Source organism: Spirillospora sp. NPDC029432, from assembly GCF_040703975.1.
Taxonomy (GTDB): Bacteria; Actinomycetota; Actinomycetes; order Streptosporangiales; family Streptosporangiaceae; genus Spirillospora.
The window spans coordinates 60,592-86,158 of record NZ_JBEZWH010000016.1 but is presented as its reverse complement, the minus strand read 5'-3'; the positions used below and the strand labels follow the sequence as shown (position 1 = coordinate 86,158).

The window sequence follows — 25,567 nt, the reverse complement described above, 5'->3', positions numbered from 1 at the left end:
CACGAAGCGGCCGCTAGCCGGCCGAGGATCGCAACAAGGAGCAACCAGTGGCGAAGGCCAAGTTCGAGCGGACGAAGCCGCACGTGAACATCGGCACCATCGGTCACATCGACCACGGTAAGACCACCCTTACCGCGGCGATCACCAAGGTGCTCCACGACCAGCACCCGGACCTCAACCCCTTCACGCCGTTCGAGGACATCGACAAGGCGCCGGAGGAGCGCGAGCGCGGTATCACCATCTCGATCGCGCACGTGGAGTACCAGACCGAGGCCCGGCACTACGCGCACGTGGACTGCCCCGGTCACGCCGACTACATCAAGAACATGATCACCGGTGCGGCGCAGATGGACGGCGCCATCCTGGTGGTCGCGGCGACCGACGGCCCGATGCCGCAGACCAAGGAGCACGTGCTCCTGGCCCGCCAGGTCGGCGTTCCCTACATCGTCGTCGCGCTGAACAAGTGCGACATGGTGGACGACGAGGAGATCCTGGAGCTCGTCGAGCTCGAGGTCCGCGAGCTGCTCTCCGAGTACGAGTTCCCGGGCGACGACGTCCCGGTCGTCAAGGTGTCCGCCTTCCAGGCGCTCCAGGGCGACGCCAAGTGGGGCGAGTCGATCGTCGAGCTGATGAACGCCGTCGACGAGAACGTGCCTGAGCCGGTCCGTGACATCGACAAGCCGTTCCTGATGCCGATCGAGGACGTCTTCTCGATCACCGGCCGCGGCACCGTCGTGACCGGCCGCGTCGAGCGCGGTGTCGTGAACGTCAACGAGACCGTCGACATCATCGGCATCAAGAACGAGAAGACCTCGACCACCGTCACCGGTGTCGAGATGTTCCGCAAGCTGCTCGACCAGGGCCAGGCGGGCGACAACGTCGGCCTGCTCCTGCGCGGCATCAAGCGCGAGGACGTCGAGCGCGGCCAGTGCGTCATCAAGCCGGGCACCACCACCCCGCACACCGAGTTCGAGGCGCAGGTCTACATCCTGTCCAAGGACGAGGGCGGCCGGCACACGCCGTTCTTCAACAACTACCGTCCGCAGTTCTACTTCCGGACCACCGACGTGACCGGCGTGGTGAACCTCCCCGAGGGCACCGAGATGGTCATGCCGAGCGACAACACCGAGATGCGCGTCGAGCTGATCCAGCCCGTCGCCATGGAGGAGGGCCTGAAGTTCGCCATCCGCGAGGGTGGCCGGACCGTCGGCTCGGGTCGCGTCACCAAGATCATCAAGTAGGACTCCCTCGCCGGTACGGCGGCCCGACCTCCTGCGGGCAGGCGGGCCGCCGTACCGCGACAGAAGAAGTAACCAGCGGCACTACAGCAAAGGACACCGAGGCCACCATGGCGGGACAGAAGATCCGCATCCGGCTCAAGGCCTACGACCACGAGGTCATCGACACCTCCGCGAAGAAGATCGTTGAGACGGTGACGCGGACGGGCGCCAAGGTCGCGGGCCCGGTGCCGCTGCCGACCGAGAAGAACGTGTACTGCGTCATCCGCTCGCCGCACAAGTACAAGGACAGCCGCGAGCACTTCGAGATGCGCACGCACAAGCGGCTGATCGACATCATCGATCCCACGCCCAAGACGGTCGACTCGCTCATGCGGCTCGACCTTCCGGCCGGCGTTGACATCGAGATCAAGCTCTAAGGGACGCACCGAGAGATGAGTAAGCAGAGGAAGGGCGTCCTGGGCGAGAAGCTCGGCATGACCCAGGTCTTCGACGATGAGGGCCGGATCGTTCCGGTGACCGTCGTCCAGGCCGGGCCGTGTGTCGTGACCCAGCTCCGCACCCAGGAGAGCGACGGATACACCGCCGTCCAGATCGGGTACGGGCAGATCGACCCGCGCAAGGTGAACAAGCCGCGCACGGGTCACTTCGAGAAGGCCGGCGTGACGCCGCGCCGCTACCTCGTCGAACTGCGGGCCGACGACACCACCGGGTACGAACTCGGCCAGGAGATCACCGTCGAGGTCTTCGAGGCCGGCCAGAAGATCGACGTCACCGGCACGAGCAAGGGCAAGGGCACCGCGGGCGTCATGAAGCGCCACGGGTTCGCCGGCCTGGGCGCCTCTCACGGCACCCAGCGCAAGCACCGCTCGCCCGGCTCGATCGGCGGCTGCGCGACCCCTGGTCGCGTCTTCAAGGGCCTGCGCATGGCGGGGCGGCACGGCAACGCCCGCACCACCGTGCAGAACCTGACCGTTCACGCCATCGACACGGACAAGAACCTGCTGCTCATCAAGGGCGCGGTTCCCGGTCCGAACGGTGGCGTGGTGCTGGTCCGCGACGCTGTGAAGGGAGCGGGCAAGTGACGACCAAGCTCGACATCGATCTGCCTGCGGACATCTTCGACGCGAAGACCAGCGTCCCGCTGATCCACCAGGTCGTGGTGGCGCAGGAGGCCGCGGCCCGCCAGGGCACGCACTCCACCAAGACCCGGGGCGAGGTCTCCGGCGGCGGCAAGAAGCCGTACCGGCAGAAGGGCACCGGCCGGGCCCGCCAGGGTTCGACCCGGGCGCCGCAGTTCGCCGGCGGTGGCACCGTGCACGGCCCTCAGCCGCGCGACTACAGCCAGCGCACGCCCAAGAAGATGAAGGCCGCCGCGCTGCGCGGCGCCCTGTCGGACCGGGCGCGCTACGGGCTGGTCCACGTGGTCGACAACCTCATCGAGGGCGACACCCCGAAGACGAAGGACGCGCTGGCCGCGCTCCGCACGATCACCGAGGCCCAGCGGGTCCTGGTGGTCCTCGACCGCGAGGACGAGGTCACCTGGAAGAGCCTGCGCAACGTGGCCGAGGTGCACGTCATCGTCTCCGACCAGCTCAACACCTACGACGTGCTGGTGAACCACGACGTCGTCTTCACCAAGGCCGCCTACGACGAGTTCGTGGCGCGCGCCGGCAAGAAGGAGCGGGCGAAGTGAGCAGGATCGCCGACCCCCGGGACGTCATCATCGCGCCGGTCGTCTCGGAGAAGAGCTACGGGCTTCTCGACGAGAACAAGTACACGTTCGTCGTCGCGCCCGACGCCAACAAGACGCAGATCAAGCAGGCCGTCGAGGAGGTGTTCAACGTCAAGGTGACGAACGTGAACACCCTCAACCGGCCGGGCAAGCGCAAGCGCACCCGGTTCGGCTACGGCAAGCGCAAGGACACCAAGCGCGCCATCGTCAGCCTGGCCGAGGGCGAGCGGATCGACATCTTCGGCGGCCCGGCCTAAGGCCGGGAGACCGACCGAAGAGTTAGTAAGGGATGAACGAAAAAGATGGGCATCCGTAAGTACAAGCCGACGACTCCGGGTCGTCGCGGGTCCAGCGTGGCCGACTTCGTGGAGGTCACGCGCCGCGAGCCCGAGAAGTCGCTGCTGCGTCCGCTCCCCAAGAAGGGCGGCCGCAACAACCACGGCCGCATCACCACGCGCCACCAGGGCGGCGGGCACAAGCGCGCCTACCGGGTGATCGACTTCCGCCGGCACGACAAGGACGGCGTGCCGGCGAAGGTCGCGCACATCGAGTACGACCCCAACCGCACCGCGCGCATCGCGCTGCTGCACTACGCCGACGGCGAGAAGCGCTACATCCTCGCGCCGACCGGCCTGAAGCAGGGCGACCGCGTGGAGAACGGCGCGGGCTCGGACATCAAGCCGGGCAACTGCCTGCCGCTGCGCAACATCCCGACCGGTACGGTCGTGCACGCCATCGAGCTGCGGCCCGGCGGCGGCGCCAAGCTGGCCCGTTCCGCGGGCGCCGGCGTCCAGCTGCTGGCCAAGGAGGGCAAGTACGCCACGCTGCGCATGCCCTCCGGCGAGATGCGGATGGTCGACGTGCGCTGCCGCGCGACGGTCGGCTCCGTGGGCAACGCCGAGCAGTCGAACATCAACTGGGGCAAGGCCGGCCGGATGCGGTGGAAGGGCAAGCGCCCGACCGTCCGCGGTGTGGCCATGAACCCGATCGACCACCCGCACGGTGGTGGTGAGGGCAAGACCTCCGGTGGCCGGCACCCGGTGAACCCGAACGGCAAGAAGGAAGGCCGTACTCGCCAGGCGAACAAGTCGAGCGACCGGCTGATCGTCCGTCGTCGCAGCAAGAAGAAGCGGTAGGAGTCGCTCGCTATGCCACGTAGCCTTAAGAAGGGTCCCTTCGTGGACGACCACCTGATCAAGAAGGTGGACGCCCAGAACGAGAAGGGCACCAAGAACGTCATCAAGACGTGGTCGCGGCGCTCCATGATCGTGCCGGACATGATCGGTCACACGATCGCCGTGCACGACGGCCGCAAGCACGTGCCGGTGTTCATCACCGACGCGATGGTGGGACACAAGCTCGGCGAGTTCGCGCCGACGCGCACGTTCCGCAGCCACGTCAAGGAAGACCGCCGCAGCCGTCGCGGCTGAGCAGGCAGTAGATCGTACGGAGAGAGGGAACAGCGATGGAAGCCAGGGCCCAGGCGCGGTTCATCCGCGTCACGCCCAGGAAGGCCCGCCGCGTGGTGGACCTCATCCGCGGCCTGCCTGCCGCGGAGGCTCAGGCGGTGCTGCGGTTCGCCCCACAGGCTGCGAGTGAGCCGGTGGGCAAGGTGCTGGCGAGTGCCATCGCCAACGCCGAGCACAACTTCAAGCTCGACACCGACACGCTCGTCGTGAGCCGTGCGTGGGTCGACGAGGGGCCGACGCTCAAGCGTTTCCGGCCTCGCGCTCAGGGTCGGGCTTACCGCATCAACAAGCGCACGAGCCACATCACCGTGGTCGTGGAGTCGCGCGAAGAGGCTTCGGCGACGAGCGGTAAGAAGCAGAGGAGGGCCCGGTAGTGGGTCAGAAGATCAACCCGCACGGGTTCCGGCTCGGCATCACCACCGACCACAAGAGCGTGTGGTTCGCCGACAAGCTCTACAAGGACTACGTCAAGGAAGACGTCCAGATCCGGCGCATGCTGCAGAAGGGCATGGACCGGGCGGGCATCTCCAAGGTGGAGATCGAGCGGACCCGTGACCGTGTCGAGGTCAACATCCACACCGCCCGGCCGGGCATCGTCATCGGCCGCCGCGGCGCGGAGGCCGAGCGGCTCCGGGGCGACCTGGAGAAGCTGACCGGCAAGCAGGTGCGGCTGAACATCCTCGAGGTCAAGAACCCCGAGATCGACGCTCAGCTGGTCGCGCAGGGCGTGGCCGAGCAGCTGTCCAGCCGGGTCGCGTTCCGCCGCGCCATGCGCAAGGCGATCCAGTCCGCGATGAAGTCCGGTGCCAAGGGCATCAAGGTCCAGTGCGGCGGGCGCCTGGGCGGGGCCGAGATGTCCCGTTCGGAGTTCTACCGCGAGGGCCAGGTCCCGCTGCACACCCTGCGCGCCGACATCGACTACGGCTTCTACGAGGCCCGTACGACGTTCGGCCGCATCGGCGTGAAGGTGTGGATCTACAAGGGCGAGGCCGCGGCGACCCGCGCCGAGCGCGAGCAGAAGGCCGCGCAGCAGCGCGCCGCCGGCGGTGGCGGCGGCGGTGGCCGCGAGCGCCGCGGTGACCGCCGTGGCGGTCGCGGTGGCGGTGGCGGCGGTGGCCGCGGCGGTCAGCGCGGCGGCGGCGAGCGCGGCGAGCGCGCCCCCAAGCAGCAGCAGAGTTCAGAGCAGCAGGCCCCCGCGAACGAGGCTGCTGCGAGTGGTGAGGGGAGCTGAAGTAGCCGATGCTGATCCCTCGTAAGGTCAAGCACCGTAAGCAGCACCACCCGAAGCGCCGGGGGATGGCCAAGGGCGGCACCCGCGTGACGTTCGGCGAGTTCGGCATCCAGGCCGTCGAGGGCGCGTACGTGACCAACCGGCAGATCGAGGCCGCGCGTATCGCGATGACCCGCCACATCAAGCGTGGCGGCAAGGTCTGGATCAACATCTTCCCGGACCGCCCGCTGACCAAGAAGCCGGCCGAGACCCGCATGGGTTCCGGTAAGGGCTCGGTCGAGTGGTGGGTGGCCAACGTGAAGCCGGGCCGCGTGATGTTCGAGATCTCGTACCCGAACGAGCAGATCGCTCGTGAGGCGCTCACCCGCGCGATCCACAAGCTGCCGATGAAGTGCAAGATTGTTAAGCGAGAGGTGGGTGAGTCCTGATGGCCAAGGGTCTTACCGCCGACGATCTGCGGACCGAGCCCGAGGACGTCCTGGTCACCAAGCTGAAGGAGGCGAAGGAGGAGCTTTTCAACCTTCGCTTCCAGGCCGCCACCGGCCAGCTGGAGAGCCACGGGCGGCTGCGCACCGTGAAGCGCGAGATCGCCCGCATCTACACCGTGATGCGGGAGCGGGAGCTCGGCATCGTCACGGTCGAGGAGTCCTCGGAGGGCAACGATGACTGAGCAGCAGACGGAGCAGCGGAACACCCGCAAGGTGCTCGAGGGCCTCGTGGTGAGCGACAAGATGGACAAGACCGTGGTCGTGTCCGTCGAGGACCGCATCACCCACCGCCGGTACCACAAGGTGATCCGCCGTACGACCAAGTACAAGGCGCACGACGAGGCCAACGAGTGTGGCGTCGGCGACCGCGTCCGGCTCATGGAGACCCGCCCGATGTCGGCGACCAAGCGCTGGCGCGTGGTGGAGATCCTCGAGAAGGCCAAGTAATTACTGGTTCCGCCAGGCTCCCCGGAACGCGGGAACGCGATCCGGGGAGAACCGGTGTGACGAACAGGAGTTGACGTGATCCAGCAGGAGTCGCGACTCAAGGTCGCCGACAACACGGGTGCGAAGGAGATCCTTTGCATCCGGGTTCTCGGCGGCTCGGGTCGGCGCTACGCGGGAGTCGGCGACATCATCGTCGCGACGGTGAAGGACGCCCTTCCCGGCGCGGGCGTGAAGAAGGGTGACGTCGTCAAGGCGGTCGTCGTGCGCACCCGCAAGGAGCGCCGGCGTCCGGACGGCTCCTACATCCGCTTCGACGAGAACGCGGCCGTCCTGATCAAGGACGGTGGCGACCCCCGTGGCACCCGTATCTTCGGCCCGGTGGGCCGCGAGCTGCGCGAGAAGAAGTTCATGAAGATCATCTCGCTCGCGCCGGAGGTGCTGTGATGAAGATCAGGAAGGGCGACGAGGTCATCGTCCTCGCCGGCAAGGACAAGGGTGCGACGGGCAAGGTCCTGCGCGTCGACCCGCGCGCCGAGCGCGTCGTCGTCGAGGGCGTCAACCTCATCACCAAGAACATCAAGGCCGACCAGCAGCGCGCCGGCAAGGAGAGCGGCCGCGTGACGGTCGAGGCGCCGCTGCACGCCAGCAACGTCGCGATCGTCGAGGACGGCAAGCCGGTCCGGATCGGCTACAAGTTCGACGACGACGGCAACAAGGTCCGGATCTCGCGCCGTAGCGGTAAGGAGATCTGAGATGACCGAAACTGCCACCGAGCGCCCCGTTCCGGCCCCCCGGCTGAAGCTTCGCTACCGCGAAGAGATCGCCCAGGCCATGCAGGAGCAGTTCGGCTACGCCAACGTGATGCAGATCCCCGGGCTGACCAAGATCGTGGTCAACATGGGTGTCGGCGAGGCCGCCAAGGACGCGAAGGTCATCGAGGGCGCGATCCGCGACCTGTCGGCGATCACCGGTCAGAAGCCGGCCGTGAACCGGGCCAAGAAGTCGATCGCCCAGTTCAAGCTGCGCGAGGGCATGCCGATCGGCGCGCACGTCACGCTGCGCGGCGACCGCATGTGGGAGTTCCTGGACCGGCTGCTGGCCACCGCGCTGCCCCGGATCCGCGACTTCCGCGGCCTGTCGCCCAAGCAGTTCGACGGGAACGGGAACTACACCTTCGGCCTGACCGAGCAGGTCATGTTCCACGAGGTGGACCCGGACAAGATCGACCGCACCCGCGGCATGGACATCACGGTGGTCACCACCGCGAAGACCGACGACGAGGGCCGGGCGCTCCTGAAGCTCCTGGGCTTCCCCTTCAAGGAGAACTGAGCATGGCGAAGAAGTCGCTGATCGCCAAGGCGGCCCGGAAGCCCAAGTTCGGCGTGCGCAGCTACACTCGTTGCTCGCGCTGCGGGCGCCCGCGTTCGGTCTACCGGAAGTTCGGCCTGTGCCGGGTCTGCTTCCGGGAGATGGCCCACCGCGGCGAGCTGCCGGGCATCACCAAGTCCAGCTGGTAAGCGCCGGCCGCACTGAGCCGGCGTCCCAGCCTGTAATAACCACCGGGCACCTGAAGAAGGTGCCCACGACCGCGCCAAAGGTCCACGGGTTTCATCGGCCCGAGGAAACCGTGGCGAGGGAGGGCCTGTAGCCCATGACGATGACCGATCCGATCGCAGACATGCTGACGCGTCTGCGGAACGCGAACTCGGCGTACCACGACTCGGTGTCGATGCCGTACTCGAAGATCAAGGCGCACATCTCCGAGATCCTCCAGCAGGAGGGCTACATCTCGGGCTGGAGCGTGGAGGACGCCGAGGTCGGCAAGAAGCTCGTGATCGAGCTGAAGTTCGGCCCGACGCGTGAGCGCTCCATCGCCGGCATCAAGCGCGTCTCGAAGCCGGGTCTGCGCGTGTACGCGAAGAAGGACAACCTGCCCAAGGTCCTCGGCGGACTGGGCGTCGCGATCATCTCGACGTCCTCCGGCCTGATGACCGACCGGCAGGCCGGCAAGCGTGGCGTGGGCGGGGAAGTCCTCGCCTACGTCTGGTGAGGGGAGGGCACTAGTTATGTCGCGTATCGGACGTCTCCCCATCGCCGTTCCCAGCGGTGTCGACCTGCGGGTCGACGGCCGCCAGGTCACCGTCAAGGGGCCCAAGGGCGAGCTCAGCCACACCGTCGCCGAGCCCATCGAGGTGGCGCTGGAGGACGGCACGGTCACCGTGACCCGCCCGGACGACATCAACGTCAACCGCGCGCTGCACGGGCTGACCCGCACGCTGATCAACAACATGGTGGTCGGCGTGACCGAGGGTTACAAGAAGACCCTGGTCATCCAGGGCGTCGGCTACCGAGTGGTGGCCAAGGGCAAGAACCTGGAGTTCTCGCTCGGCTACAGCCACCCGATCACGGTGGAGCCCCCGGAGGGCATCACCTTCACGGTGGAGAAGCCGACCCAGCTGGTCGTCGAGGGCATCGACAAGCAGAAGGTCGGCGAGGTCGCCGCCAACATCCGCAAGCTGCGCAAGCCCGACCCGTACAAGGGCAAGGGCGTGCGGTACGAGGGCGAGCAGATCCGCCGCAAGGTCGGAAAGGCTGGTAAGTAGTCATGGCAGGCACGAAGACCCTGGCCGGCAAGGCCACGTCGGCACGGGCGAAGTCCCGCAAGCGCCGGCACATCCGGGTCCGCAAGAAGGTCGTGGGCACCGCCGCGCGGCCGCGCCTGGTCGTGACGCGCTCCAGCCGGCACATGTTCGTCCAGGTGATCGACGACACCGCGGGCCACACGCTGGCCTACGCGTCGACGATGGAGGTCGACCTGCGCGCCGGCGACGGCGACAAGACGGCCAAGTCCCGCCGGGTCGGCGAGCTCGTCGCCGCCCGGGCCAAGGAGGCCGGGGTGACCGCCGTGGTCTTCGACCGGGGCGGGAACAAGTACCACGGCCGCGTGGCCGCCGTCGCCGACGGCGCGCGCGAGGGGGGCCTGGAACTCTGATGGCCCTGTCTTTCGTCAACGAGAAGAGGAACCACTGATGGCAGCGCAGAGGCGTGGTGGCGGTCAGGGTGGCGACCGTCGCGACGGCCGCCGCGACGACCGCCGCGGTGGCGCCGACAAGGGCCAGTCGTACATCGAGAAGGTCGTGGCGATCAACCGCGTCGCCAAGGTCGTGAAGGGTGGTCGTCGCTTCAGCTTCACCGCCCTGGTGATCGTCGGTGACGGCAACGGCACCGTCGGCGTCGGCTACGGCAAGGCCAAGGAGGTGCCCGCGGCGATCGCCAAGGGCGTCGAGGAGGCCAAGAAGCACTTCTTCAAGGTGCCGCGGATCCAGGGCACCATCCCGCACCTGGTGCAGGCGCGCGACGCCGCGGGCGAGGTCCTGCTGCGTCCGGCCAGCCCCGGTACCGGCGTCATCGCCGGTGGCCCGGTGCGCGCGGTCCTGGAGGCCGCCGGCATCCACGACGTGCTGAGCAAGTCGCTGGGCAGCGACAACGCGATCAACATCGTGCACGCCACGATCGCGGGCCTGAAGTCGCTGAAGCGGCCCGAGGAGATCGCCGCCAAGCGCGGTCTGCCGATCGAGGACGTCGCCCCGGCCGCCATGCTGCGGGCGCGCGCCGCCGGCAGCGAGCCGCGACAGGAGGTCGCCTCCTCATGAGCCAGCTCAAGATCACCCAGACCAAGTCGGTGATCAGCGAGAAGCAGAACCAGCGTGACACGCTGCGCACCCTCGGTCTCAAGAAGATCGGCCAGAGTGTCGTCCGCGAGGACCGGCCCGAGGTGCGCGGCATGATCCGGACGGTGAACCACCTGGTCACCGTCGAGGAGGTCGACTGACATGGCGGACCTCAGCAAGGACGCCGCGGGTGCCGAGGGCACCCCGCTGAAGGTGCACGACCTGCGGCCCGCCCCGGGCGCCAACAGGGCCAAGACCCGCAAGGGCCGCGGCGAGGCGTCCAAGGGCAAGACCGCGGGCCGCGGCACCAAGGGCACCAAGGCCCGCAGCACGGTCCCGGTCGGGTTCGAGGGCGGCCAGATGCCCCTGATCCGCCGGGTGCCGAAGCTCAAGGGCTTCAAGAACCCGAACCGGGTCGAGTTCCAGGTCGTGAACCTGGACAAGCTCTCCGCCCTCTACCCCGAGGGCGGCGAGGTCACCGCCGAGGACCTGGCGGCCAAGGGCGCGGTGCGCCGCGGCCGTCCGGTCAAGGTGCTCGGCAGCGGCGAGATTTCCGTCGCGGTGCAGGTGAAGGCGCACGCCTTCTCCGGCTCCGCCAAGGAGAAGATCGCGGCCGCCGGCGGCTCCGCCGAAGAGCTGTAAGAAGGAACGCCCGATGATGCCGGGGACGTGCGCGCCGTCCGCCGGGACTCCCGAGGTCCCGGCGCTCGGCGGCACGGTCCCGGCATCATCTGCTGTTAGAGTCACACCGGCGGTGGTGTCCCCCTACGGGCCCGCCGTCGTCCATGGACCCGATTCCGGCCCCTCGGCGGCCAAGGATTCGCCAGTCGCGCAGGAGGAATGGTGCTGACCGCGTTCGCTCGGGCTTTCCGTACGCCGGACCTGCGTAAGAAACTCTTGTTCACGCTGTTCATCATCGTGATCTTCCGGATCGGCTCGATGCTGCCGTCCCCGGGCGTGAACACCGAGGTGCTGCGCGAGACGGCCGACGCCGCCAAGGAGAGCAACCAGCTCTACGGCCTGGTCGACCTGTTCAGCGGCGGAGCGCTGCTGAAACTGTCGGTGTTCGCGCTGGGCATCATGCCCTACATCACCGCGAGCATCATTCTCCAGCTGCTGACGGTGGTGATCCCGCGGCTGGAGGCCCTCAAGAAGGAGGGCCAGTCCGGCACCACCAAGATCACCCAGTACACCCGCTACCTGACCGTCGGCCTGGCGATCCTGCAGGCCACCGGCATCGTGGCGATGGCGAGTACGGGGCAGCTGTTCCAGGGCGTGGCCGGCGGCCAGGACGTCCTCTACAACAACGACGTGTTCACGATCATCACGATCGTGGTCTGCATGACGGCCGGCACCGCGGTCATCATGTGGCTGGGCGAGCTGATCACCGACCGCGGCGTCGGCAACGGCATGTCCATTCTGATCTTCACCCAGGTGGTCGCGGTCTTCCCCGGCCAGTTCTGGAGCATCTACAAGTCCAAGGGCGGCTTCGTCTTCGCCATCGTGCTGATCGTCGGTATCGCGATCATGGCCGGTGTCGTCTTCGTCGAGCAGGCCCAGCGGCGCATCCCGGTGCAGTACGCCAAGCGGATGGTCGGCCGCCGGATGTACGGCGGGACCTCGACCTACATCCCGCTGAAGGTCAACCAGGCGGGCATCATCCCCGTGATCTTCGCCTCATCGCTGCTCTACCTGCCGGTGCTGGCGACGCAGCTGTGGCCCAACACGAAGTGGCTGCAGAAGGCCCAGCCGTACCTGGCCCAGGACAACCCCTGGCACATGGGCGTCTTCTTCGCCTTCATCGTCTTCTTCACGTACTTCTATGTGGCCATCACGTTCAACCCCACTGAAGTCGCCGACAACATGAAGAAGTATGGTGGTTTCATCCCAGGTATCCGTCCGGGCCGGCCGACCGCCGAGTACCTCGACTACGTGCTCACCAGGATCACCACGCCCGGTGCGCTCTACCTGGGGGTCGTCTCCCTGATCCCGATGGTCGCCTTCGCGCTCATCGGGGCGAGCCAGGACTTCGCGTTCGGGGGGACGAGCATCCTCATCGTCGTCGGCGTCGGACTGGATACCGTGAAGCAGATCGAGAGTCAGCTCCAGCAGCGCAATTACGAGGGCTTCCTCCGGTAGTGCGCATCGTTCTGGTGGGCCCCCCGGGAGCGGGCAAGGGGACGCAGGCCCAGTTCATCGCATCGCATCTGTCCATCCCGAAGATCTCGACAGGTGACATCTTCCGCGCCAACGTCAGCGGCGGCACCGAACTCGGCAAGCAGGCCAAGAAGTTCATGGACCGCGGCGACCTCGTCCCCGATGAGGTCACGATCGCGATGGTGCGCGACCGGCTGGCCGAGGACGACGCGGCGCACGGGTTCCTGCTGGACGGGTTCCCGCGCAACGTGCCGCAGGCCGAGACGCTGAAGAAGATCCTCGCCGAGTGGGACTCCCGCCTGGACATCGTGCTGGAGCTGGTCGTCGACGAGGACGAGGTCGTACGGCGGCTGTCGGGCCGGCGCACCTGCGAGCAGTGCGGGCGCATCTGGCACGTCGACTTCGACGACAAGCAGGACGACATCTGCGACGAGTGCGGCGGTCACCTGTTCCAGCGGGACGACGACAAGGAAGAGGTCGTCCGGCACCGCCTCGAGGTGTACCAGGAACAAACCGCGCCGCTCGTGCAGTTCTATGCAGACGAGAACATTCTGGTCGGTATCGACGCGACCGGTCCGGTCGAGGAGGTCACCAACCGCGCCCTCGCGGCGCTTCGGCCGCTGGAGAAGTGATCCCCGCGGCCCGGAGAACGGCCATGGTCAAGGGGAGAGATGTTCAGACGGCGTAGGCCCGCGATCCAGGTGAAGACCCCGGAGCAGGTGGAGCTGATGCGGGCGGCCGGCCTGCTGGTCGGCCGGACCCTGGAGCTGCTGCGCGACGCGGTCAAGCCCGGGATCACCACCAAGGATCTCGACGTGATCGCGGAGACCAACATCCGCGACAACGGCGGCGTCCCGTCGTTCAAGGGCTACCACGGCTTCCCGGCGACGATCTGCGCCTCGGTGAACGAGGAGATCGTGCACGGCATCCCCAGCTCCGGCAAGGAGCTGCGGGACGGCGACATCATCTCCATCGACTGCGGCGCGATCGTCGAGGGCTGGCACGGCGACTCGGCGATCACCGTCCCGGTGGGGGAGATCTCCGCCGAGCAGGCCCGGCTCCTGGAGGTCACCGAGACGTCCCTGTGGCACGGTCTGGCGGCCGGGATCGCCGGGGCCAGGCTCACGGACATGTCGCACGCGATCGAGTCGTACATCCGCTCTCAGGGCCGCTACGGCATCGTCGAGGGGTACGGGGGGCACGGCATCGGGACCGAGATGCACATGGACCCGCTGATCCCCAACCACGGCGCGCCCGGCCACGGGCCCGAGCTGGAGGTCGGGATGTGCTTCGCGGTCGAGCCGATGGTCAATCTCGGCACCAAGAACACCCTGGAACTCGAGGACGGCTGGACCGTCGTCACCACCGACGGCCTCCACTCGGCGCACTTCGAGCACACGTTCGCCGTGACCCCCGAAGGGCCTCGCGTGCTCACGGCACTTGACGAGGGCCGGGAGTGGTTCGCCAAGCTGGGGAGCAGCAACTCCTCCTGAAGCCACGAGGGAATGGCCATGCCGCCCAACCCCGACATGAGGGCCTCGGACGCCGACCGCGACCGGGTCGCCTCGACCCTGCGCGAGCACTGCGCGCAGGGCCGGATCACCATGGACGAGCTGGAGGAGCGGCTGGAGGCCACCTACGCCGCCCGCACGCTCGGCCAGCTCGAAGAGGTCACCCACGACCTGCCGGAAGAGGACCTGCACCAGCTGCCCGTCCCGGCCGACCAGCGGACCTCGTACGTCCCGGAGCGCAAGGGCCAGGGCGGTGAGCTGTACCGGGCCGGGATGCGCGGGATGTGGGCCACCTGGGCGACCGTCAGCGGGATCAACCTCGTCATCTGGCTGGCCATCGCGCTGACCGGCAACCTGGTCTACCCGTGGTGGCTGTGGGTCGCCGGCCCGTGGGGGATCATGCTCTTGATCGGCCAGATCTTCGGCCCGAAGCGCCCCTGAACGCGGCGCTCCCGGTCAGTCCACCTCCATCAGCGGGCGGTAGTTGCCCGTCGGCAGGAAGTGCGTGGTCGCGCCGCCGTCCACGCCCACCAGGTGCACCGCGAAGCCGGCCGGCTCGCCGGTCACGGCCGCGCGCCCGGCCGAGGTCAGGTCGAGGAACAGCTGCCGGTACGTGCTGGGGCAGGTGGTGCTCACCCGGCCGGCCAGCATCCCCACCGAGCCGCGGTGCACGTAACCGCTGATCAGCCGGACCACCTGCTTGTGGCGCCCGATGACGTCGGCGAACCCGCTCGGGTCGATGAAGCGCAGGTCGTCCAGGAACGGGATGCCGACGGGGAACGGCGGGTGGTGGGTCGCGACCACGGTCGGGGTCCCGGGCTGCTCCGCGAGCGTGGCGTCGAGCCAGGCCAGCCGCTCGGGGTCCATGTTCCCGTACTGCGAGCCGGGGACGCTGGTGTCGCAGCACACCAGGCGCACGCCGGCCACGTCCACCGCGTACTGCACCGGGGCCTGGGGGAGGACGCCGCTCGCCGCCACCGCCGGATGATCGCCGAACGCGGCGCGCAGCGAGTCGCGGTCGTCGTGGTTGCCGGGCAGCGGGTAGACGGCCATCGGCAGCGGCGACAGGAGCGCGTGCAGGCGGGCGTACTCCGCCGGCCGGCCGCCGTCGGCGAGATCGCCGGTGAGGACCACGGCGTCCGGGCGCGCAGGCAGCGACAGCAGGCTCGACACCGCGGCCCGCAGGGCCCGTACGGGGCCGGAGTCGTCGTCCACCGCGCCGCCGCGGCCGACCGCGATGTGGATGTCGCTGAGCTGCGCGATGATCGCCATTGATCCCCTCCCCCTGAGCAAGCACATCACGGAACCGGGCCGCGGGCACGCGCCCCCCGGCGCCGGAACCGAGTCGATCTTGACGGCGCGCGGGCGCGCTGTCGATCCGGCCGTCCGAGAGCAACATCACGTCCGCGGCGGGCCGTCCCGGGCGTGGCGCGGCCTCTGCCGGAGGCCCGCAGTCCCCTGGCCGGGCCGCTGGTCAGGCGACGTGCTGGATGACCGCCTGGAGCGCCGTGGTGACGTCCTCGGCGGCCGGCGCCACGTCCGGTACGACGTCGCGCAGCGCGAGCCAGCCGTTGATCGCCTGGGTGGTGGGACGGGCCTCGCGCAGCTGCGGGTCGTCGTAGTCGTACCACGCGGCGACCTTGGACCAGCGCCAGAGCCGGTGCCCCGCCGACGACATCTCGGAGGCGGGGAACCCGCCCGGCCCGCGCGCGCCGGTGATCGACAACCGTACCGAGTCGACCGACCGGCCGACGCGCTCGGAGATGTCGCGGATCGTCAGCAGCGGGTCGGCCTCGACCCGCTGGACGCGCAGCCCGGGCGCGCTGGCCTCCATGTGCTCGACCAGTTCCATGATCGCGGCGGCGAGGGTGCGGCCCTGCCAGGTGCACGAGGCGTTGCCGGGCCGTTCGGCGTGCTGCGGTTCGGTGACGATCGAGACGGTGACGTAGCCGTGCGTGCGGTCGAACAGGTCGTCCAGCTCCTCCTCGAAGAGGGGACGGCTGAGGATCAGCGCGAAGTCGTAACTCGGCATGCCGACCCTCCCCGGACGGATCCTCCCTGGACGTCCTTCCTCCCGAAAGGTACAACGCGCGGGCGCTGTATGCTTGGGTCGGGAGCAGTCTCCGGAGCCGAGTCGTGCGACAATTTCACATTCGGCCGCCGGGTGACGTAAACTCTCATGTCGGCTCGCTGTCGGCCGCCTCGTTCCTGCCCGGACTTTCCGTCCCGGCGATGGTCGCGGCCGGGTTCCCTTGGAGATCCCAGGATTTCTTGTGGTGGACGCTGCGGGCCGGCGTCCAATGAGCCGATCAGTGAAGCGCGGAGGACATGCCCAAGAAGGAAGGCGCCATCGAGATCGAGGGCACCGTCATCGAGTCCCTCCCCAACGCCATGTTCCGAGTGGAGCTGGACAACGGGCACAAGGTGCTCGCCCACATCAGCGGGAAGATGCGGATGCACTACATCCGGATCCTGCCGGACGACCGCGTCGTCGTGGAGCTGAGCCCCTACGACCTCTCGCGCGGTCGGATCGTCTACCGCTACAAGTAATCCCACTGGGGTTGCCTTCCCCGTGCGTGGCGGCGCGGGGGTGACCCTGAACCTAGGAGACCCAGTGAAGGTCAAGCCGAGCGTCAAGAAGATCTGCCAGAAGTGCCGCGTCATCCGCCGGCACGGCCGGGTCATGGTGATCTGCTCCGACCCGCGCCACAAGCAGCGCCAGGGCTGACGCCCTGACGGACACCGCCCCCACCCGGGGACGGCGTCCGGAGAAACTCCAGAACGCGCATCGCACTCCTTCACACGTCGCCGTACGAAACCGGTCCGGAGCCCAGGCTCTAGATCAGGTCGTACGGCACCGGCGTGTGAGGGGGAACCCTCGGACGGAGGCCGAGGCCGCCACCCGGGCAGGGTGTTCGCGGGAAGCGGTGCGCTCATACCTCCGCGAAACGAAAGGACTGCCCGAGATGGCACGCCTGCTCGGCGTCGACCTCCCGCGCGACAAGCGCGTGGAGATCGCTCTCACCTACATCTTCGGCATCGGCCGGACCCGGGCCCAGGAGACCCTGGCGGGCACCGGGGTGAACCCGGACCTGCGGGTCCACCAGCTCGGCGACGATGAGCTGATCAAGCTCCGCGACTGGATCGAGGCGAACTACAAGACGGAGGGCGACCTCCGCCGCGAGGTTCAGGCCGACATCCGCCGCAAGATCGAGATCGGTTGCTACCAGGGCATCCGGCACCGCCGCGGTCTTCCCGTGCACGGCCAGCGCACGCAGACCAACGCGCGTACGCGCAAGGGCAAGAAGAAGACCGTGGCCGGCAAGAAGAAGGCCGGCAAGAAGTAGTCCGGTACGCGGACCGCTCGGTCCGTTCCGGATCGATGACCTCAGGAGTAGAGAGAGCAGATGCCTCCCAAGAGCCGTGTCGGCGCGAAGAAGGTGCGCCGCAAGGAAAAGAAGAACGTCGCTCACGGGCACGCCCACATCAAGAGCACGTTCAACAACACGATCGTCTCGATCACCGACCCGAACGGGAACGTGATCTCGTGGGCCTCCTCCGGCCACGTGGGCTTCAAGGGCTCCCGCAAGTCGACGCCCTACGCCGCCCAGCAGGCCGCCGAGTCTGCCGCGCGCCGCGCCATGGAGCACGGCATGCGCAAGGTCGACGTGTTCGTCAAGGGCCCGGGCTCCGGCCGTGAGACCGCCATCCGGTCGCTGCAGGCGACCGGCCTCGAGGTGGGCTCCATCCAGGACGTCACCCCGGTCCCGCACAACGGCTGCCGCCCGCCGAAGCGGCGCCGGGTCTGAGCCAGGAGGAGAAGACAGACAATGGCTCGTTACACGGGCGCCGACTGCAAGCTTTGCCGTCGCGAGAAGATGAAGCTGTTCCTCAAGGGCAGCAAGTGCGAGGGGCCGAAGTGCCCCATCGAGATCCGGCCGTACCCGCCGGGTGAGCACGGCCGCGGCCGTCCCAAGGAGACCGAGTACCTGCTGCAGCTCCGCGAGAAGCAGAAGGCCAAGCGCATCTACGGCGTTCTGGAGCGGCAGTTCAGCAACTACTACGTCGAGGCGAACCGCCAGGGCGGCAAGACGGGTGAGAACCTGCTCAGCCTCCTGGAGCGCCGGCTCGACAACGTGGTCTACCGCGCGGGCTTCGCCAAGTCCCGCGACATGGCCCGCCAGCTGATCCGGCACGGTCACATCCGGGTCAACGGCCGCAAGGTCAACATCCCGTCCGCCCTGGTGAAGGAGGCCGACATCGTCGATGTCAAGGCCAAGTCCCAGGAGATGACGCCGTTCCAGGTCGCCAAGGCCGAGGCCGGCGAGCGCCAGGTCCCGGCGTGGCTGGGCGTGGACGCGGACAAGATGCGGATCTTCGTCCACTCGCTGCCCGTCCGGCAGCAGATCGACGCTCCCGTCCAGGAGCAGCTGATCGTCGAGCTCTACTCCAAGTAGGGCTCACATCGTCCCCGGCACGCCCCGGGCCCGCGGAAACGCCGGCCCGGGGCGTGCGGGGGACGGTCACGTACCATGGAGAACGCGGTCGTCAAATAGCGGGCACCGCGGAAAGAAGGATCATCCATGCTCATCGCACAGCGTCCCACCCTCACCGAGGAGCAGGTCGACGAGTTCCGGTCGCGGTTCACCATCGAGCCGCTGGAGCCGGGCTTCGGCTACACGATCGGCAACTCGCTCCGCCGCACCCTCCTCTCCTCGATCCCCGGTGCCGCCGTCACCAGCATCCGGATCGAGGGCGTGCTGCACGAGTTCAGCACCGTTCCCGGGGTCAAGGAGGATGTCACCGACATCATCCTGAACCTCAAGGAGCTGGTGGTCTCGTCCGAGCACGACGAGCCCGTGGTGATGTACCTGCGCAAGCAGGGTCCCGGCGAGGTGACCGCGGCCGACATCGCGCCGCCGGCCGGCGTCGAGGTGCACAACCCCGACCTGCACATCGCCACCCTGAACAACAAGGCCAAGCTGGAGATGGAGCTGACGGTCGAGCGCGGCCGCGGCTACGTCTCGGCCGCCCAGAACAAGCAGCCGGGCCAGGAGATCGGCCGGATCCCGATCGACTCCATCTACTCGCCCGTGCTCAAGGTCACGTACAAGGTCGAGGCGACCCGAGTCGAGCAGCGCACCGACTTCGACCGCCTGATCCTGGACGTGGAGACCAAGCAGGCGATGGCGCCGCGCGACGCGGTCGCCTCCGCCGGCAAGACCCTCGTCGAGCTGTTCGGCCTGGCCCGGGAGCTCAACGTCGAGGCCGAGGGCATCGACATGGGCCCGTCCCCGACGGACGCCGCGCTGGCCGCGGACCTGGCCCTGCCGATCGAGGAGCTCAACCTCACGGTCCGCTCCTACAACTGCCTCAAGCGCGAGGGCATCCACTCGGTGGGCGAGCTGGTGGCCCGCAGCGAGCAGGACCTGCTGGACATCCGCAACTTCGGCGCCAAGTCGATCGAAGAGGTCAAGCAGAAGCTCAACGACATGGGGCTGTCGCTGAAGGACTCCCCGCCCGGGTTCGACCCGAGCGCGGCGGCCGACAACTACGGCGACGACGACGCCGGCTACGCCGAGACCGAGCAGTACTAGAGAACACAAGCTGACACCGGTACCTGATACGGCCGGTGCAGAGAGGAACGACCATGCCTCAGCCCACCAAGGGCGCCCGTCTGGGCGGCAGCGCCGCGCACCAGCGGCTCATCCTGGCCAACCTGGCCACGGCGCTGTTCGAGCACGGCCGCGTCACCACCACCGAGGCCAAGGCCCGGCGGGTGCGCCCGCTGGCCGAGAAGCTGATCACCAAGGCCAAGAAGGGCGACCTGCACAACCGTCGCCAGGTGGCCCGCGTGATCCGCGACAAGGGCGTCGTGCACGAGCTCTTCACCGAGATCGCGCCGGCGTTCGAGACCCGTCCCGGTGGTTACACCCGCATCACCAAGCTCGGGCCGCGCAAGGGCGACAACGCCCCCATGGCCGTGATCGAGCTGGTGCGCGAGCCGCTGGCCGCCTCGGGCGGCACGGTCCAGGCCGCGGCTCCGGCCGCCGAGGACACCGCGCCCGCCGAGGACGTCACGCTCACCAAGGGCGAGGCCGACGAGGCCCCCGAGGCCGCGGAGACCGACGTCGAGATCACCGACGACGTGTCGAAGGGCGAGGGCGAGGCCAAGTAGGGCCGGGCGGGCACCCGCGAGGGGGTCCGCGCCCGACATGCGCACGGGCCCGCCGTTCCGCTACGGGACGGCGGGCCCGTTCTTTGCCAGACTGCACTCATGGTCACGTCAGGGGGGTCGTCGGTTGTCCGCCAGCGCGCCGGGGCGTGGGCGCCGCGAGGGAGAGAAGCTCTGACATGACCGCTTTGGTACGACTCAGGCTCGACATCGGGTACGACGGTTCGGGCTTCGCGGGCTGGGCGCGCCAGCCGAACCAGCGCACCGTGCAGGGCGTCATCGAGGACGCGCTGGCCCGGCTGCTGCGGCTGGACCCGGCCCCGGTACTGACCGTGGCGGGCCGTACGGACGCGGGCGTGCACGCGCGCGGCCAGGTCGCGCACCTGGTCGTGCCGGCCGCCTCGTACTCGATGGTGAACGGCACCATGCCGCGCCGGCTGGCGGGCCTGCTGCCCCCGGACGTGCGCGTGTGGCGGGTGTCGGTGGCGCCCGAGGGCTTCGACGCGCGGTTCTCGGCGCTGTCGCGGCGCTACGCCTACAGCGTCTGCGACGACCCGGTGGGCGTGGACCCGCTGCGCCGCCACGACGTCCTGTGGCACCCGCGGCCCCTGGACCTGGACCGGATGAACGCCGCCGCCGCGCTGCTGGTCGGCGAGCACGACTTCGCCGCGTACTGCCGCAAGCGCGAGGGCGCGACGACGATCCGCGAGCTGCTGCGCTTCGACTGGCACCGCGAGGACCCGTACGGGGTCAAGGACCGCACCGAGGGCCGCGTGCTGCGCTCCGCGGCCCCCCAGCGCGGCGTGGCGGTCGCGACGGTCGAGGCGGACGCGTTCTGCCACTCGATGGTGCGCGCGCTCGTCGGCGCCATGCTGGTGGTCGGCGACGGCCGGCGGGACGTGGAGTGGCCCGCGAAGGTGCTCGCCGCCCGGACCCGCGACTCGGCCGTGAACGTCGCGCCCGCGCACGGCCTCTCGCTGGAGGAGATCCGCTACCCGCAGGCCGAGGACCTCGCGCGGCGCGCGCAGGAGACGCGGCGCGTCCGGACGCTCAACCCCGGCGGCGCCGCGTCCTCGCCCTCCTAGCGCGTCAGCCGCGGGCGCGGGCGTCGACGGGACGCAGCGCGTACCCCACGAACTGCTCGGCGACCGACTTCAGCGTCGGGTCGGCGGGCTTGGGCTGCCTGCCGTCGGCGTACGTGGCGTACGCGTAGGCGATGTAGCGGCCGCGCACGGTGCTGGCCGCGTAGCCGCCCGCGCGGTCGATGTTCTTCGTCCGCTCGCCGGCCATGCCGCGGAACCACTCGTACCGGCTGGGGTCGCCGGCGCCGTTGGCCTTGAGCGCGCCCGCCTTGGTGGGGAGGACGGCGATGCCCGAGGTGACGGCGAGGGAGCGCTCCCTGTCCAGGAACGTGACGCGGACGACGCTGCTGCAGCGTCCGGTGGTGAGCGCCTTGGCCATGGCGCCGCGCGCGGTGAGCGCGCACTGGTGGTTGACCGAGGCGCGGTCGCGGACGTAGTCGCGGCCGCCGAGCGCGATCCGCGAGTTCGGGAACGCCTCGGTGAGCGCCAGCGGCTTGGCGTCGGTGCGCGCGCTGTCGATGGTGGACGGCGGACCGCCGTCGGCGGTGGGCGAGGCGCCGGGGGCGGGGGCCTGGGACTGCGCCGGGGCGGTCTTCGTACCGGAGGACTCGACCGCCTTGGCGGTACGGCCCTTGCTGTCGGAGTCGCCGCCCGCGAACGCGAAGGCCGCGATGGCGACGACGGCCGCCGCGACCACGCCGCCGCCGATCAGCAGCGGCTTGCGCCCGCGCCCGCCGCCGGCCTTGCCGGGAGTGCCCGGCGCGCCCGGCCCGAGCGGACCGGCGTTGAACGGGCTCTGCCCGCCCTCGACCGGGACGCCGCCCTCGGCGTGGTAGACCGGCGTGATCACCGTGGGAGCCGGGCCTTCCGGCACGACCGGCTGCGGCCGTGTCTCCTGGGCGCTCGCCGGCCCCACGACCTCCGGCCGCAACACCGGCGCACCCGCCGTCTCGCTCCCCGCCCGGGGCTGCGGCTCCGCCCCAGCGGCCGCACCGCCTGCGGTTTCGGGTTCGACCCGAGGCGCCGGTACGGGCGCCACGGCGGCCTCGCGCCCCGTCCGCTCGCCCTCAGACTCCGCTCCGGGGCCGGACTCGCCGCCCTTGGCCTCACGCCGAGTTCCAACCTCGCGCTGGGCCTCCGGCTCCGCCTCGGGTTCCAATGCCGGGCCGGGCTCGGTGGCGTAGGCCTCGCGCCGAGCCCCAGACCAGGACTCCGCCCCTGGCGTGGCCTCGGGCTCCGTGCTCGGGCCGGGCTCGGTGGCCTTGGCCTCGTGCTTCGCGTCAGATGCGGGGGCTGCTTCGGCTTCGGGGGTCGCCTCGGGTGCCGGTGCGGGCTCGGCCTTGGACGTCGTTTCAGGCCGCGTCTCGGGAGACGGTGGCGCGGGGGGTTCCGGGAGCGTCTCGGCGGCGGGCTCGTCCGGTCGCATGACCGGGATGCCGTCCGGGTCGGTGTCGGGGAACGACGGGGCGGACGTCGGGATCACCGGCTCGGCGGGGACGGCGCCACGTGTGTCGATCTTCGGGGCGCCGTGCCCGGCCACCAGCGTGCCGGGAGGGGCGGCCGGTTCCGCGGGCTTCGCGCGCTCGCCGAAGACGACCTCGTCCGCGCCCTCGGGCTCCGGCTCGGCTTCGGGGTCGGTGTCGGCTTCGGCGGACGCTTCGGGGGAGGAGGCCCACCAGGGCTTCTGCAGGCCGATGGGCAGCCGGAGCTCGGCGGGCGCGCCCGCGTCGCCGGCCGCGGGATCGTCCGCGTTGCCGAAACTGGGCGGGGCCGGGTGGGGGACGGGTTCGGTCCCGTCGTCCCCGGCCCGCTCCGGGGCCTCGTTAGGTCCAGACATAGCCAAGAAAGGTATTCATCCAGATCAGTTGGAGAAGGGCTTTCCTTCGGTTTCCCGGTAATGCAGGGCGAAGCTCAGATTGCTGCCCTTGATGAGCTGCTGCCCGAAGGCGGAGACGGTCTTGTGGTACTTCTCGGGGATCTTCTTGCCGTCCGGCCGCTGTACCCAGGTCATCACCAGGTAGTGGCCCTGCGCCTGCGCGGTGCCGAGGGCCTCGCCCTTGCCGATGGTCTTGCTGGCGCCGCTCCCGGCCAGCGGCTCCAGGAACGCGTCCTTGGCGACCGCGGCCTTCTGGGCGGCCTGGGCGGCCGCCTCGGTCTTGAGGTTGAGCACCCCGACCGTGCCGACGAGCACCTTGTCGCCGCGGGCGTAGGTGGCCCGCAGCGCCTGCGTGCAGCCGCCCTTCTTGACCGCGGAGACGAGCCTGCTCCCGTTCACGGTCTTGGTGCAGTCGCGCCTGGCGTGCCAGCCGGTCCGCACGAAGTTCTCGCCGCCGGCCTTGAACTTGGACTTGCCGAACGCCTCCTTGAGCGTCAGCGGGCTGGGGTCGGTGGTCCGGCTCTTCAGCTTGACCGGCTCCAGCACGGGCTGCGTCGGGGACGGCGCCGCCGTCGGCTTGCGCGTCGCGGCGGCCTGGTCGTTGCCCGCCGTACCGGCCTTGGACTCGTCGTCCTTGAGGAGCGAGGACAGCCCGATTCCGCCGCCGACCAGCACCAGCCCGGCCACCGCCGCGGCGCCGATGATCAGCGGGAGGTTGCGCTTCTTGCGCGGGGGCGTGGGGCCGCCGGGGCCGGGGCCGTACCCGTCGCCGAAGTCCCCGCCGGGACCGCCCGGGCCGAAGTGGTCGCCGGGGCCGGAGGCGAACCGGTCGCCCGGGCCCGGACCGAACTGGTCGCCGGCTCCCGGAGCGCCGAAGTGGTCGCCCGGCGGCGCGCCGTAGGGGTCGTCCCCGCGGGGGGCGAACGCGTCGTCGCCGCGCGGCGCGAAGGGGTCGTCGCCCTGCCGCTCTTCTCCGTACGGGGCGTGCGGCGGCTGCTCGGGAGGCCAGCCGCCGGGTTTGCCTTGATCGCCCGGATAACCCATGGCTTGGACCTTACCGTTCCTTCATCCTGGCTCTGGACCGATGCTCGCGGCCCCTGTTCCGGTCGGTTCGAACACCCACCATGACATGGGGCCGAACGGGCCGCCGCCGGTTTCGCCAGGTCGCCTACCGTGCGGAATGGTCCTATTTCCAGCCGAAGTTCTGCGTCCAGTACGGACCGCCGCCGCCCGCCGCCATCCCGACGCCGATCGCGCGCAGATCGCAGTTGAGGATGTTCGCGCGGTGCCCGGGGCTGTTCATCCAGCCCTCCACCACGGCCTCGGCGGTGGGGTAGCCCTTGGCGATGTTCTCCGCGCCGGGGCTCGGGTAACCGGCGTCCTCCATCCGCTTCCAGGGGCTGTCGCCGTTCTTGGACGTGTGGGAGAAGTAGTCGTTGGCGGCCATGTCCCGGGAGTGCGCGCGGGCCGACCTCACCAGGCGGGTGTCGATGCGCAGCGGCGCGCAGCCCTTCGCCGCCCGCTCCTTGTTGGTGAGAAGCGCCACGGCGGTCTCGGTGACCGACGAGCCGGGCGCCGGCGCGGTCCCGCGGTCGGGCTTGGAGCCGTCCGGGGAGGACGACTCGGAGGTGTCCGGGCTCGGGGAGGGCTCGGTGTCCCGCTTGGGCAGCACCTTGAGCGGCGGGGCGCTCTCGCTCGGCGCGGCGGGCGGGGTGGCGCCGCCGGCGCTCCGCTGCCGGTCGAGGTCGGTACCGGGCGCCGGCATGTCCGCCTGCGGGGTCCGCTTGGACGCGGCGAGGGGCTCCGACCGCGTCTCGGGCAGGACGAGCCGGTCGATCGCGACGCCCGTGCCGACGGCCAGGACCGCGACGCCCAGCACCGCGAGGACGGTCGCCTTGGACGTGCCGCGCTTGCGCCGCGACCCGGGCCCGCGGCGGCCGGGCCCCGGAGAGCCGGGCGGTGCGGAGCGGCGGGGAGGCATCGGCGGACCGGCGAACTCGACCCGGACCGGCCGGTCGCCGCCGCCACCCGCGCTCGTACCGGCAGGCGAGACCGGTGCCGCGGGCGCGGCGGGCGAAGGCGAAGGGGTCGGCGGGCCTGCGCTCGGGGACGCGGCGATGATCGGCTCTTCTGGGCGGGGGCGGCTCGGCCGGGAGAACCAGTCGCCCTCCTGGCCGGCGGGCGCCGCGGGTGCCGGCGGTGCGGGGGGTGCGGGGGGCCGTTCGGGCGTGAGGCCGCGTCCTGCGACCAGGCGGGCCTCGCCGGGTGCCGGCGCGCCCCGCCTGCCGTACCGTCCGGTCTGCCCTGGCGCGGAGCCGGGGGGAGGTCCTGGCGGGACGGCGGGTCCGGATGCGCCGTTCCCTCCGGAACGTCCGGGGTCGGCGGGTCGGCCGGAACTACGGGGCATCGGCGGGCCTCCCGGGGGCTGGACGGTGACGGCCGTCGTCAGAGACCGGTCGGCCCGCACCTTATCCCTATAAAGGCCCT

39 protein-coding genes are annotated in these 25,567 nt (G+C 69.9%); 34 read left to right on the top strand and 5 right to left on the bottom strand.

Translation table 11 applies throughout. From position 1 onward, the window contains the following. Positions 1–47: 47 nt before the first annotated feature. The 26 genes from tuf to AB0881_RS15585 all read left to right on the top strand — a co-directional run bounded on the left by tuf (position 48) and on the right by AB0881_RS15585 (position 14,388). Complete coding sequence (gene tuf / locus AB0881_RS15710) at positions 48–1,241, top strand: elongation factor Tu (protein ID WP_366617573.1); 1,194 nt, start codon at positions 48–50, stop codon at positions 1,239–1,241. 107 nt (positions 1,242–1,348) lie between these two features. Further along, complete coding sequence (rpsJ, locus tag AB0881_RS15705) at positions 1,349–1,657, top strand: 30S ribosomal protein S10 (RefSeq protein WP_018657599.1); 309 nt, start codon at positions 1,349–1,351, stop codon at positions 1,655–1,657. A 15-nt stretch (positions 1,658–1,672) separates the two neighbouring features. Next, positions 1,673–2,323, top strand: a complete 651-nt coding sequence (gene rplC / locus AB0881_RS15700; protein WP_366617570.1) for a 50S ribosomal protein L3 — start codon at positions 1,673–1,675, stop codon at positions 2,321–2,323. Continuing rightward, on the top strand, positions 2,320–2,934 hold the full coding sequence (gene rplD, locus AB0881_RS15695; protein WP_366617568.1) for a 50S ribosomal protein L4: 615 nt from the start codon (positions 2,320–2,322) through the stop codon (positions 2,932–2,934). The genes rplC and rplD overlap by 4 nt, the downstream gene beginning before the upstream one ends. Further along, positions 2,931–3,230: a 50S ribosomal protein L23 gene (rplW, locus tag AB0881_RS15690; protein WP_366617567.1), complete on the top strand. Its 300-nt coding sequence runs from the start codon at positions 2,931–2,933 to the stop codon at positions 3,228–3,230. The genes rplD and rplW overlap by 4 nt, the downstream gene beginning before the upstream one ends. Positions 3,231–3,275: 45 nt before the next feature. Further along, positions 3,276–4,109 carry a 50S ribosomal protein L2 gene (gene rplB / locus AB0881_RS15685; protein ID WP_366617566.1) on the top strand — a complete coding sequence of 278 codons (834 nt, stop codon included), beginning with the start codon at positions 3,276–3,278 and terminating at the stop codon, positions 4,107–4,109. Positions 4,110–4,121: 12 nt separating this feature from the next. Then, on the top strand, positions 4,122–4,403 hold the full coding sequence (gene rpsS / locus AB0881_RS15680) for a 30S ribosomal protein S19 (protein WP_030176138.1): 282 nt from the start codon (positions 4,122–4,124) through the stop codon (positions 4,401–4,403). Between the two features lie 35 nt (positions 4,404–4,438). Further along, positions 4,439–4,816, top strand: a complete 378-nt coding sequence (gene rplV / locus AB0881_RS15675; RefSeq protein ID WP_366617565.1) for a 50S ribosomal protein L22 — start codon at positions 4,439–4,441, stop codon at positions 4,814–4,816. Beyond that, positions 4,816–5,673, top strand: coding sequence for a 30S ribosomal protein S3 (gene rpsC / locus AB0881_RS15670; protein WP_366617564.1), 858 nt, complete (start codon positions 4,816–4,818; stop codon positions 5,671–5,673). The genes rplV and rpsC overlap by 1 nt, the downstream gene beginning before the upstream one ends. 8 nt (positions 5,674–5,681) lie before the next feature. Continuing rightward, positions 5,682–6,101 carry a 50S ribosomal protein L16 gene (rplP, locus tag AB0881_RS15665; RefSeq protein WP_366617563.1) on the top strand — a complete coding sequence of 140 codons (420 nt, stop codon included), beginning with the start codon at positions 5,682–5,684 and terminating at the stop codon, positions 6,099–6,101. After that, the gene (rpmC, locus tag AB0881_RS15660) at positions 6,101–6,343 is read left to right on the top strand and encodes a 50S ribosomal protein L29 (protein WP_366617561.1); all 243 of its coding nucleotides are present in this window, start codon (positions 6,101–6,103) and stop codon (positions 6,341–6,343) included. Before rplP ends, rpmC begins: the two co-directional genes overlap by 1 nt. After that, on the top strand, positions 6,336–6,608 hold the full coding sequence (rpsQ, locus tag AB0881_RS15655) for a 30S ribosomal protein S17 (protein WP_366617560.1): 273 nt from the start codon (positions 6,336–6,338) through the stop codon (positions 6,606–6,608). Before rpmC ends, rpsQ begins: the two co-directional genes overlap by 8 nt. A gap of 75 nt (positions 6,609–6,683) precedes the next feature. Then, positions 6,684–7,052: a 50S ribosomal protein L14 gene (gene rplN / locus AB0881_RS15650; RefSeq protein WP_366617558.1), complete on the top strand. Its 369-nt coding sequence runs from the start codon at positions 6,684–6,686 to the stop codon at positions 7,050–7,052. Further along, a complete protein-coding gene (rplX, locus tag AB0881_RS15645) occupies positions 7,052–7,360 on the top strand; it encodes a 50S ribosomal protein L24 (RefSeq protein WP_366617557.1) in 309 nt (102 codons plus the stop codon). Before rplN ends, rplX begins: the two co-directional genes overlap by 1 nt. A 1-nt stretch (position 7,361) precedes the next feature. Then, on the top strand, positions 7,362–7,937 hold the full coding sequence (gene rplE / locus AB0881_RS15640; protein WP_366617555.1) for a 50S ribosomal protein L5: 576 nt from the start codon (positions 7,362–7,364) through the stop codon (positions 7,935–7,937). Between the two features lie 2 nt (positions 7,938–7,939). After that, positions 7,940–8,125 carry a type Z 30S ribosomal protein S14 gene (locus AB0881_RS15635; RefSeq protein ID WP_285942699.1) on the top strand — a complete coding sequence of 62 codons (186 nt, stop codon included), beginning with the start codon at positions 7,940–7,942 and terminating at the stop codon, positions 8,123–8,125. Positions 8,126–8,259: 134 nt separating this feature from the next. Continuing rightward, a complete protein-coding gene (gene rpsH, locus AB0881_RS15630; RefSeq protein ID WP_197009436.1) occupies positions 8,260–8,658 on the top strand; it encodes a 30S ribosomal protein S8 in 399 nt (132 codons plus the stop codon). A gap of 16 nt (positions 8,659–8,674) precedes the next feature. Further along, positions 8,675–9,211 (top strand): 50S ribosomal protein L6, encoded by a 537-nt coding sequence (rplF, locus tag AB0881_RS15625; protein ID WP_366617553.1) that lies wholly within the window; start codon positions 8,675–8,677, stop codon positions 9,209–9,211. A 2-nt stretch (positions 9,212–9,213) separates the two neighbouring features. Continuing rightward, a complete protein-coding gene (rplR, locus tag AB0881_RS15620) occupies positions 9,214–9,600 on the top strand; it encodes a 50S ribosomal protein L18 (RefSeq protein WP_366617551.1) in 387 nt (128 codons plus the stop codon). A gap of 34 nt (positions 9,601–9,634) precedes the next feature. Then, positions 9,635–10,261 (top strand): 30S ribosomal protein S5, encoded by a 627-nt coding sequence (gene rpsE / locus AB0881_RS15615; protein ID WP_366617657.1) that lies wholly within the window; start codon positions 9,635–9,637, stop codon positions 10,259–10,261. Then, positions 10,258–10,440, top strand: a complete 183-nt coding sequence (gene rpmD / locus AB0881_RS15610) for a 50S ribosomal protein L30 (protein WP_366617550.1) — start codon at positions 10,258–10,260, stop codon at positions 10,438–10,440. The genes rpsE and rpmD overlap by 4 nt, the downstream gene beginning before the upstream one ends. 1 nt (position 10,441) lies before the next feature. After that, positions 10,442–10,921, top strand: coding sequence for a 50S ribosomal protein L15 (gene rplO, locus AB0881_RS15605; protein WP_366617549.1), 480 nt, complete (start codon positions 10,442–10,444; stop codon positions 10,919–10,921). A 201-nt stretch (positions 10,922–11,122) separates the two neighbouring features. Further along, positions 11,123–12,418 (top strand): preprotein translocase subunit SecY, encoded by a 1,296-nt coding sequence (secY, locus tag AB0881_RS15600; RefSeq protein ID WP_366617656.1) that lies wholly within the window; start codon positions 11,123–11,125, stop codon positions 12,416–12,418. Then, positions 12,418–13,068, top strand: a complete 651-nt coding sequence (locus AB0881_RS15595) for an adenylate kinase (protein ID WP_366617548.1) — start codon at positions 12,418–12,420, stop codon at positions 13,066–13,068. Before secY ends, AB0881_RS15595 begins: the two co-directional genes overlap by 1 nt. 39 nt (positions 13,069–13,107) lie before the next feature. Further along, positions 13,108–13,929 carry a type I methionyl aminopeptidase gene (map, locus tag AB0881_RS15590; RefSeq protein WP_366617547.1) on the top strand — a complete coding sequence of 274 codons (822 nt, stop codon included), beginning with the start codon at positions 13,108–13,110 and terminating at the stop codon, positions 13,927–13,929. 18 nt (positions 13,930–13,947) lie between these two features. Continuing rightward, entirely contained in the window at positions 13,948–14,388 is a 441-nt protein-coding gene (locus AB0881_RS15585) for a DUF1707 domain-containing protein (protein WP_366617545.1), read from the top strand. Positions 14,389–14,403: 15 nt separating this feature from the next. On the opposite strand, the gene AB0881_RS15580 is transcribed toward AB0881_RS15585, so the two are convergent. Together AB0881_RS15580 and AB0881_RS15575 are read right to left on the bottom strand one after the other, a co-directional pair. Further along, a complete protein-coding gene (locus tag AB0881_RS15580) occupies positions 14,404–15,219 on the bottom strand; it encodes a phosphodiesterase (RefSeq protein WP_366617543.1) in 816 nt (271 codons plus the stop codon). 202 nt (positions 15,220–15,421) lie between these two features. After that, positions 15,422–15,979, bottom strand: coding sequence for a hypothetical protein (locus AB0881_RS15575; protein ID WP_366617542.1), 558 nt, complete (start codon positions 15,977–15,979; stop codon positions 15,422–15,424). Between the two features lie 296 nt (positions 15,980–16,275). Here AB0881_RS15575 and infA point away from each other — a divergent pair, with 296 nt between their 5' ends. The 8 genes from infA to truA all read left to right on the top strand — a co-directional run bounded on the left by infA (position 16,276) and on the right by truA (position 21,207). Then, complete coding sequence (gene infA / locus AB0881_RS15570; protein ID WP_197009446.1) at positions 16,276–16,497, top strand: translation initiation factor IF-1; 222 nt, start codon at positions 16,276–16,278, stop codon at positions 16,495–16,497. Between the two features lie 64 nt (positions 16,498–16,561). Beyond that, positions 16,562–16,675: a 50S ribosomal protein L36 gene (gene rpmJ / locus AB0881_RS15565; RefSeq protein ID WP_018657566.1), complete on the top strand. Its 114-nt coding sequence runs from the start codon at positions 16,562–16,564 to the stop codon at positions 16,673–16,675. A 238-nt stretch (positions 16,676–16,913) separates the two neighbouring features. Next, entirely contained in the window at positions 16,914–17,294 is a 381-nt protein-coding gene (gene rpsM, locus AB0881_RS15560; protein WP_366617540.1) for a 30S ribosomal protein S13, read from the top strand. Between the two features lie 60 nt (positions 17,295–17,354). After that, positions 17,355–17,756 carry a 30S ribosomal protein S11 gene (rpsK, locus tag AB0881_RS15555; protein WP_344596409.1) on the top strand — a complete coding sequence of 134 codons (402 nt, stop codon included), beginning with the start codon at positions 17,355–17,357 and terminating at the stop codon, positions 17,754–17,756. Positions 17,757–17,777: 21 nt separating this feature from the next. Continuing rightward, positions 17,778–18,404, top strand: coding sequence for a 30S ribosomal protein S4 (gene rpsD / locus AB0881_RS15550; RefSeq protein WP_366617538.1), 627 nt, complete (start codon positions 17,778–17,780; stop codon positions 18,402–18,404). 126 nt (positions 18,405–18,530) lie between these two features. Next, positions 18,531–19,544, top strand: coding sequence for a DNA-directed RNA polymerase subunit alpha (locus tag AB0881_RS15545; protein ID WP_366617536.1), 1,014 nt, complete (start codon positions 18,531–18,533; stop codon positions 19,542–19,544). A 53-nt stretch (positions 19,545–19,597) separates the two neighbouring features. Next, positions 19,598–20,125 carry a 50S ribosomal protein L17 gene (rplQ, locus tag AB0881_RS15540; protein WP_366617534.1) on the top strand — a complete coding sequence of 176 codons (528 nt, stop codon included), beginning with the start codon at positions 19,598–19,600 and terminating at the stop codon, positions 20,123–20,125. Between the two features lie 176 nt (positions 20,126–20,301). Then, positions 20,302–21,207 (top strand): tRNA pseudouridine(38-40) synthase TruA, encoded by a 906-nt coding sequence (truA, locus tag AB0881_RS15535; RefSeq protein ID WP_366617533.1) that lies wholly within the window; start codon positions 20,302–20,304, stop codon positions 21,205–21,207. 4 nt (positions 21,208–21,211) lie between these two features. Here truA and AB0881_RS15530 read toward each other — a convergent pair whose 3' ends face one another. The 3 genes from AB0881_RS15530 to AB0881_RS15520 form a co-directional block, all read right to left on the bottom strand. Continuing rightward, on the bottom strand, positions 21,212–23,041 hold the full coding sequence (locus AB0881_RS15530) for a hypothetical protein (protein ID WP_366617531.1): 1,830 nt from the start codon (positions 23,039–23,041) through the stop codon (positions 21,212–21,214). Between the two features lie 24 nt (positions 23,042–23,065). Then, entirely contained in the window at positions 23,066–24,124 is a 1,059-nt protein-coding gene (locus AB0881_RS15525) for a hypothetical protein (RefSeq protein WP_366617530.1), read from the bottom strand. A 142-nt stretch (positions 24,125–24,266) separates the two neighbouring features. Then, positions 24,267–25,061: a CAP domain-containing protein gene (locus AB0881_RS15520; protein WP_366617528.1), complete on the bottom strand. Its 795-nt coding sequence runs from the start codon at positions 25,059–25,061 to the stop codon at positions 24,267–24,269. Between the last annotated feature and the right edge of the window lie 506 nt (positions 25,062–25,567).

Excerpts from the sequence above, each read along its gene's own strand:
- map (WP_366617547.1), top strand. The coding sequence starts at position 13,108 with ATGTTCAGACGGCGTAGGCCCGCGATCCAGGTGAAGACCCCGGAGCAG.
- truA (WP_366617533.1), top strand. The coding sequence starts at position 20,302 with ATGACCGCTTTGGTACGACTCAGGCTCGACATCGGGTACGACGGTTCG.
- rpsQ (WP_366617560.1), top strand. The coding sequence starts at position 6,336 with ATGACTGAGCAGCAGACGGAGCAGCGGAACACCCGCAAGGTGCTCGAG.
- rplF (WP_366617553.1), top strand. The coding sequence starts at position 8,675 with ATGTCGCGTATCGGACGTCTCCCCATCGCCGTTCCCAGCGGTGTCGAC.
- rpmD (WP_366617550.1), top strand. The coding sequence starts at position 10,258 with ATGAGCCAGCTCAAGATCACCCAGACCAAGTCGGTGATCAGCGAGAAG.
- rplO (WP_366617549.1), top strand. The coding sequence starts at position 10,442 with ATGGCGGACCTCAGCAAGGACGCCGCGGGTGCCGAGGGCACCCCGCTG.
- AB0881_RS15520 (WP_366617528.1), bottom strand. The coding sequence starts at position 25,061 with ATGCCTCCCCGCCGCTCCGCACCGCCCGGCTCTCCGGGGCCCGGCCGC.
- rplX (WP_366617557.1), top strand. The coding sequence starts at position 7,052 with ATGAAGATCAGGAAGGGCGACGAGGTCATCGTCCTCGCCGGCAAGGAC.
- rpmC (WP_366617561.1), top strand. The coding sequence starts at position 6,101 with ATGGCCAAGGGTCTTACCGCCGACGATCTGCGGACCGAGCCCGAGGAC.
- AB0881_RS15635 (WP_285942699.1), top strand. The coding sequence starts at position 7,940 with ATGGCGAAGAAGTCGCTGATCGCCAAGGCGGCCCGGAAGCCCAAGTTC.
- AB0881_RS15525 (WP_366617530.1), bottom strand. The coding sequence starts at position 24,124 with ATGGGTTATCCGGGCGATCAAGGCAAACCCGGCGGCTGGCCTCCCGAG.
- rplB (WP_366617566.1), top strand. The coding sequence starts at position 3,276 with ATGGGCATCCGTAAGTACAAGCCGACGACTCCGGGTCGTCGCGGGTCC.
- rplR (WP_366617551.1), top strand. The coding sequence starts at position 9,214 with ATGGCAGGCACGAAGACCCTGGCCGGCAAGGCCACGTCGGCACGGGCG.
- infA (WP_197009446.1), top strand. The coding sequence starts at position 16,276 with ATGCCCAAGAAGGAAGGCGCCATCGAGATCGAGGGCACCGTCATCGAG.
- rpsS (WP_030176138.1), top strand. The coding sequence starts at position 4,122 with ATGCCACGTAGCCTTAAGAAGGGTCCCTTCGTGGACGACCACCTGATC.
- rpsD (WP_366617538.1), top strand. The coding sequence starts at position 17,778 with ATGGCTCGTTACACGGGCGCCGACTGCAAGCTTTGCCGTCGCGAGAAG.
- rplC (WP_366617570.1), top strand. The coding sequence starts at position 1,673 with ATGAGTAAGCAGAGGAAGGGCGTCCTGGGCGAGAAGCTCGGCATGACC.
- rplE (WP_366617555.1), top strand. The coding sequence starts at position 7,362 with ATGACCGAAACTGCCACCGAGCGCCCCGTTCCGGCCCCCCGGCTGAAG.
- rplQ (WP_366617534.1), top strand. The coding sequence starts at position 19,598 with ATGCCTCAGCCCACCAAGGGCGCCCGTCTGGGCGGCAGCGCCGCGCAC.
- rpsM (WP_366617540.1), top strand. The coding sequence starts at position 16,914 with ATGGCACGCCTGCTCGGCGTCGACCTCCCGCGCGACAAGCGCGTGGAG.
- rpsJ (WP_018657599.1), top strand. The coding sequence starts at position 1,349 with ATGGCGGGACAGAAGATCCGCATCCGGCTCAAGGCCTACGACCACGAG.
- AB0881_RS15530 (WP_366617531.1), bottom strand. The coding sequence starts at position 23,041 with ATGTCTGGACCTAACGAGGCCCCGGAGCGGGCCGGGGACGACGGGACC.
- AB0881_RS15575 (WP_366617542.1), bottom strand. The coding sequence starts at position 15,979 with ATGCCGAGTTACGACTTCGCGCTGATCCTCAGCCGTCCCCTCTTCGAG.
- rplP (WP_366617563.1), top strand. The coding sequence starts at position 5,682 with ATGCTGATCCCTCGTAAGGTCAAGCACCGTAAGCAGCACCACCCGAAG.
- AB0881_RS15580 (WP_366617543.1), bottom strand. The coding sequence starts at position 15,219 with ATGGCGATCATCGCGCAGCTCAGCGACATCCACATCGCGGTCGGCCGC.
- rpsK (WP_344596409.1), top strand. The coding sequence starts at position 17,355 with ATGCCTCCCAAGAGCCGTGTCGGCGCGAAGAAGGTGCGCCGCAAGGAA.
- AB0881_RS15585 (WP_366617545.1), top strand. The coding sequence starts at position 13,948 with ATGCCGCCCAACCCCGACATGAGGGCCTCGGACGCCGACCGCGACCGG.
- rpsH (WP_197009436.1), top strand. The coding sequence starts at position 8,260 with ATGACGATGACCGATCCGATCGCAGACATGCTGACGCGTCTGCGGAAC.
- AB0881_RS15545 (WP_366617536.1), top strand. The coding sequence starts at position 18,531 with ATGCTCATCGCACAGCGTCCCACCCTCACCGAGGAGCAGGTCGACGAG.
- rplV (WP_366617565.1), top strand. The coding sequence starts at position 4,439 with ATGGAAGCCAGGGCCCAGGCGCGGTTCATCCGCGTCACGCCCAGGAAG.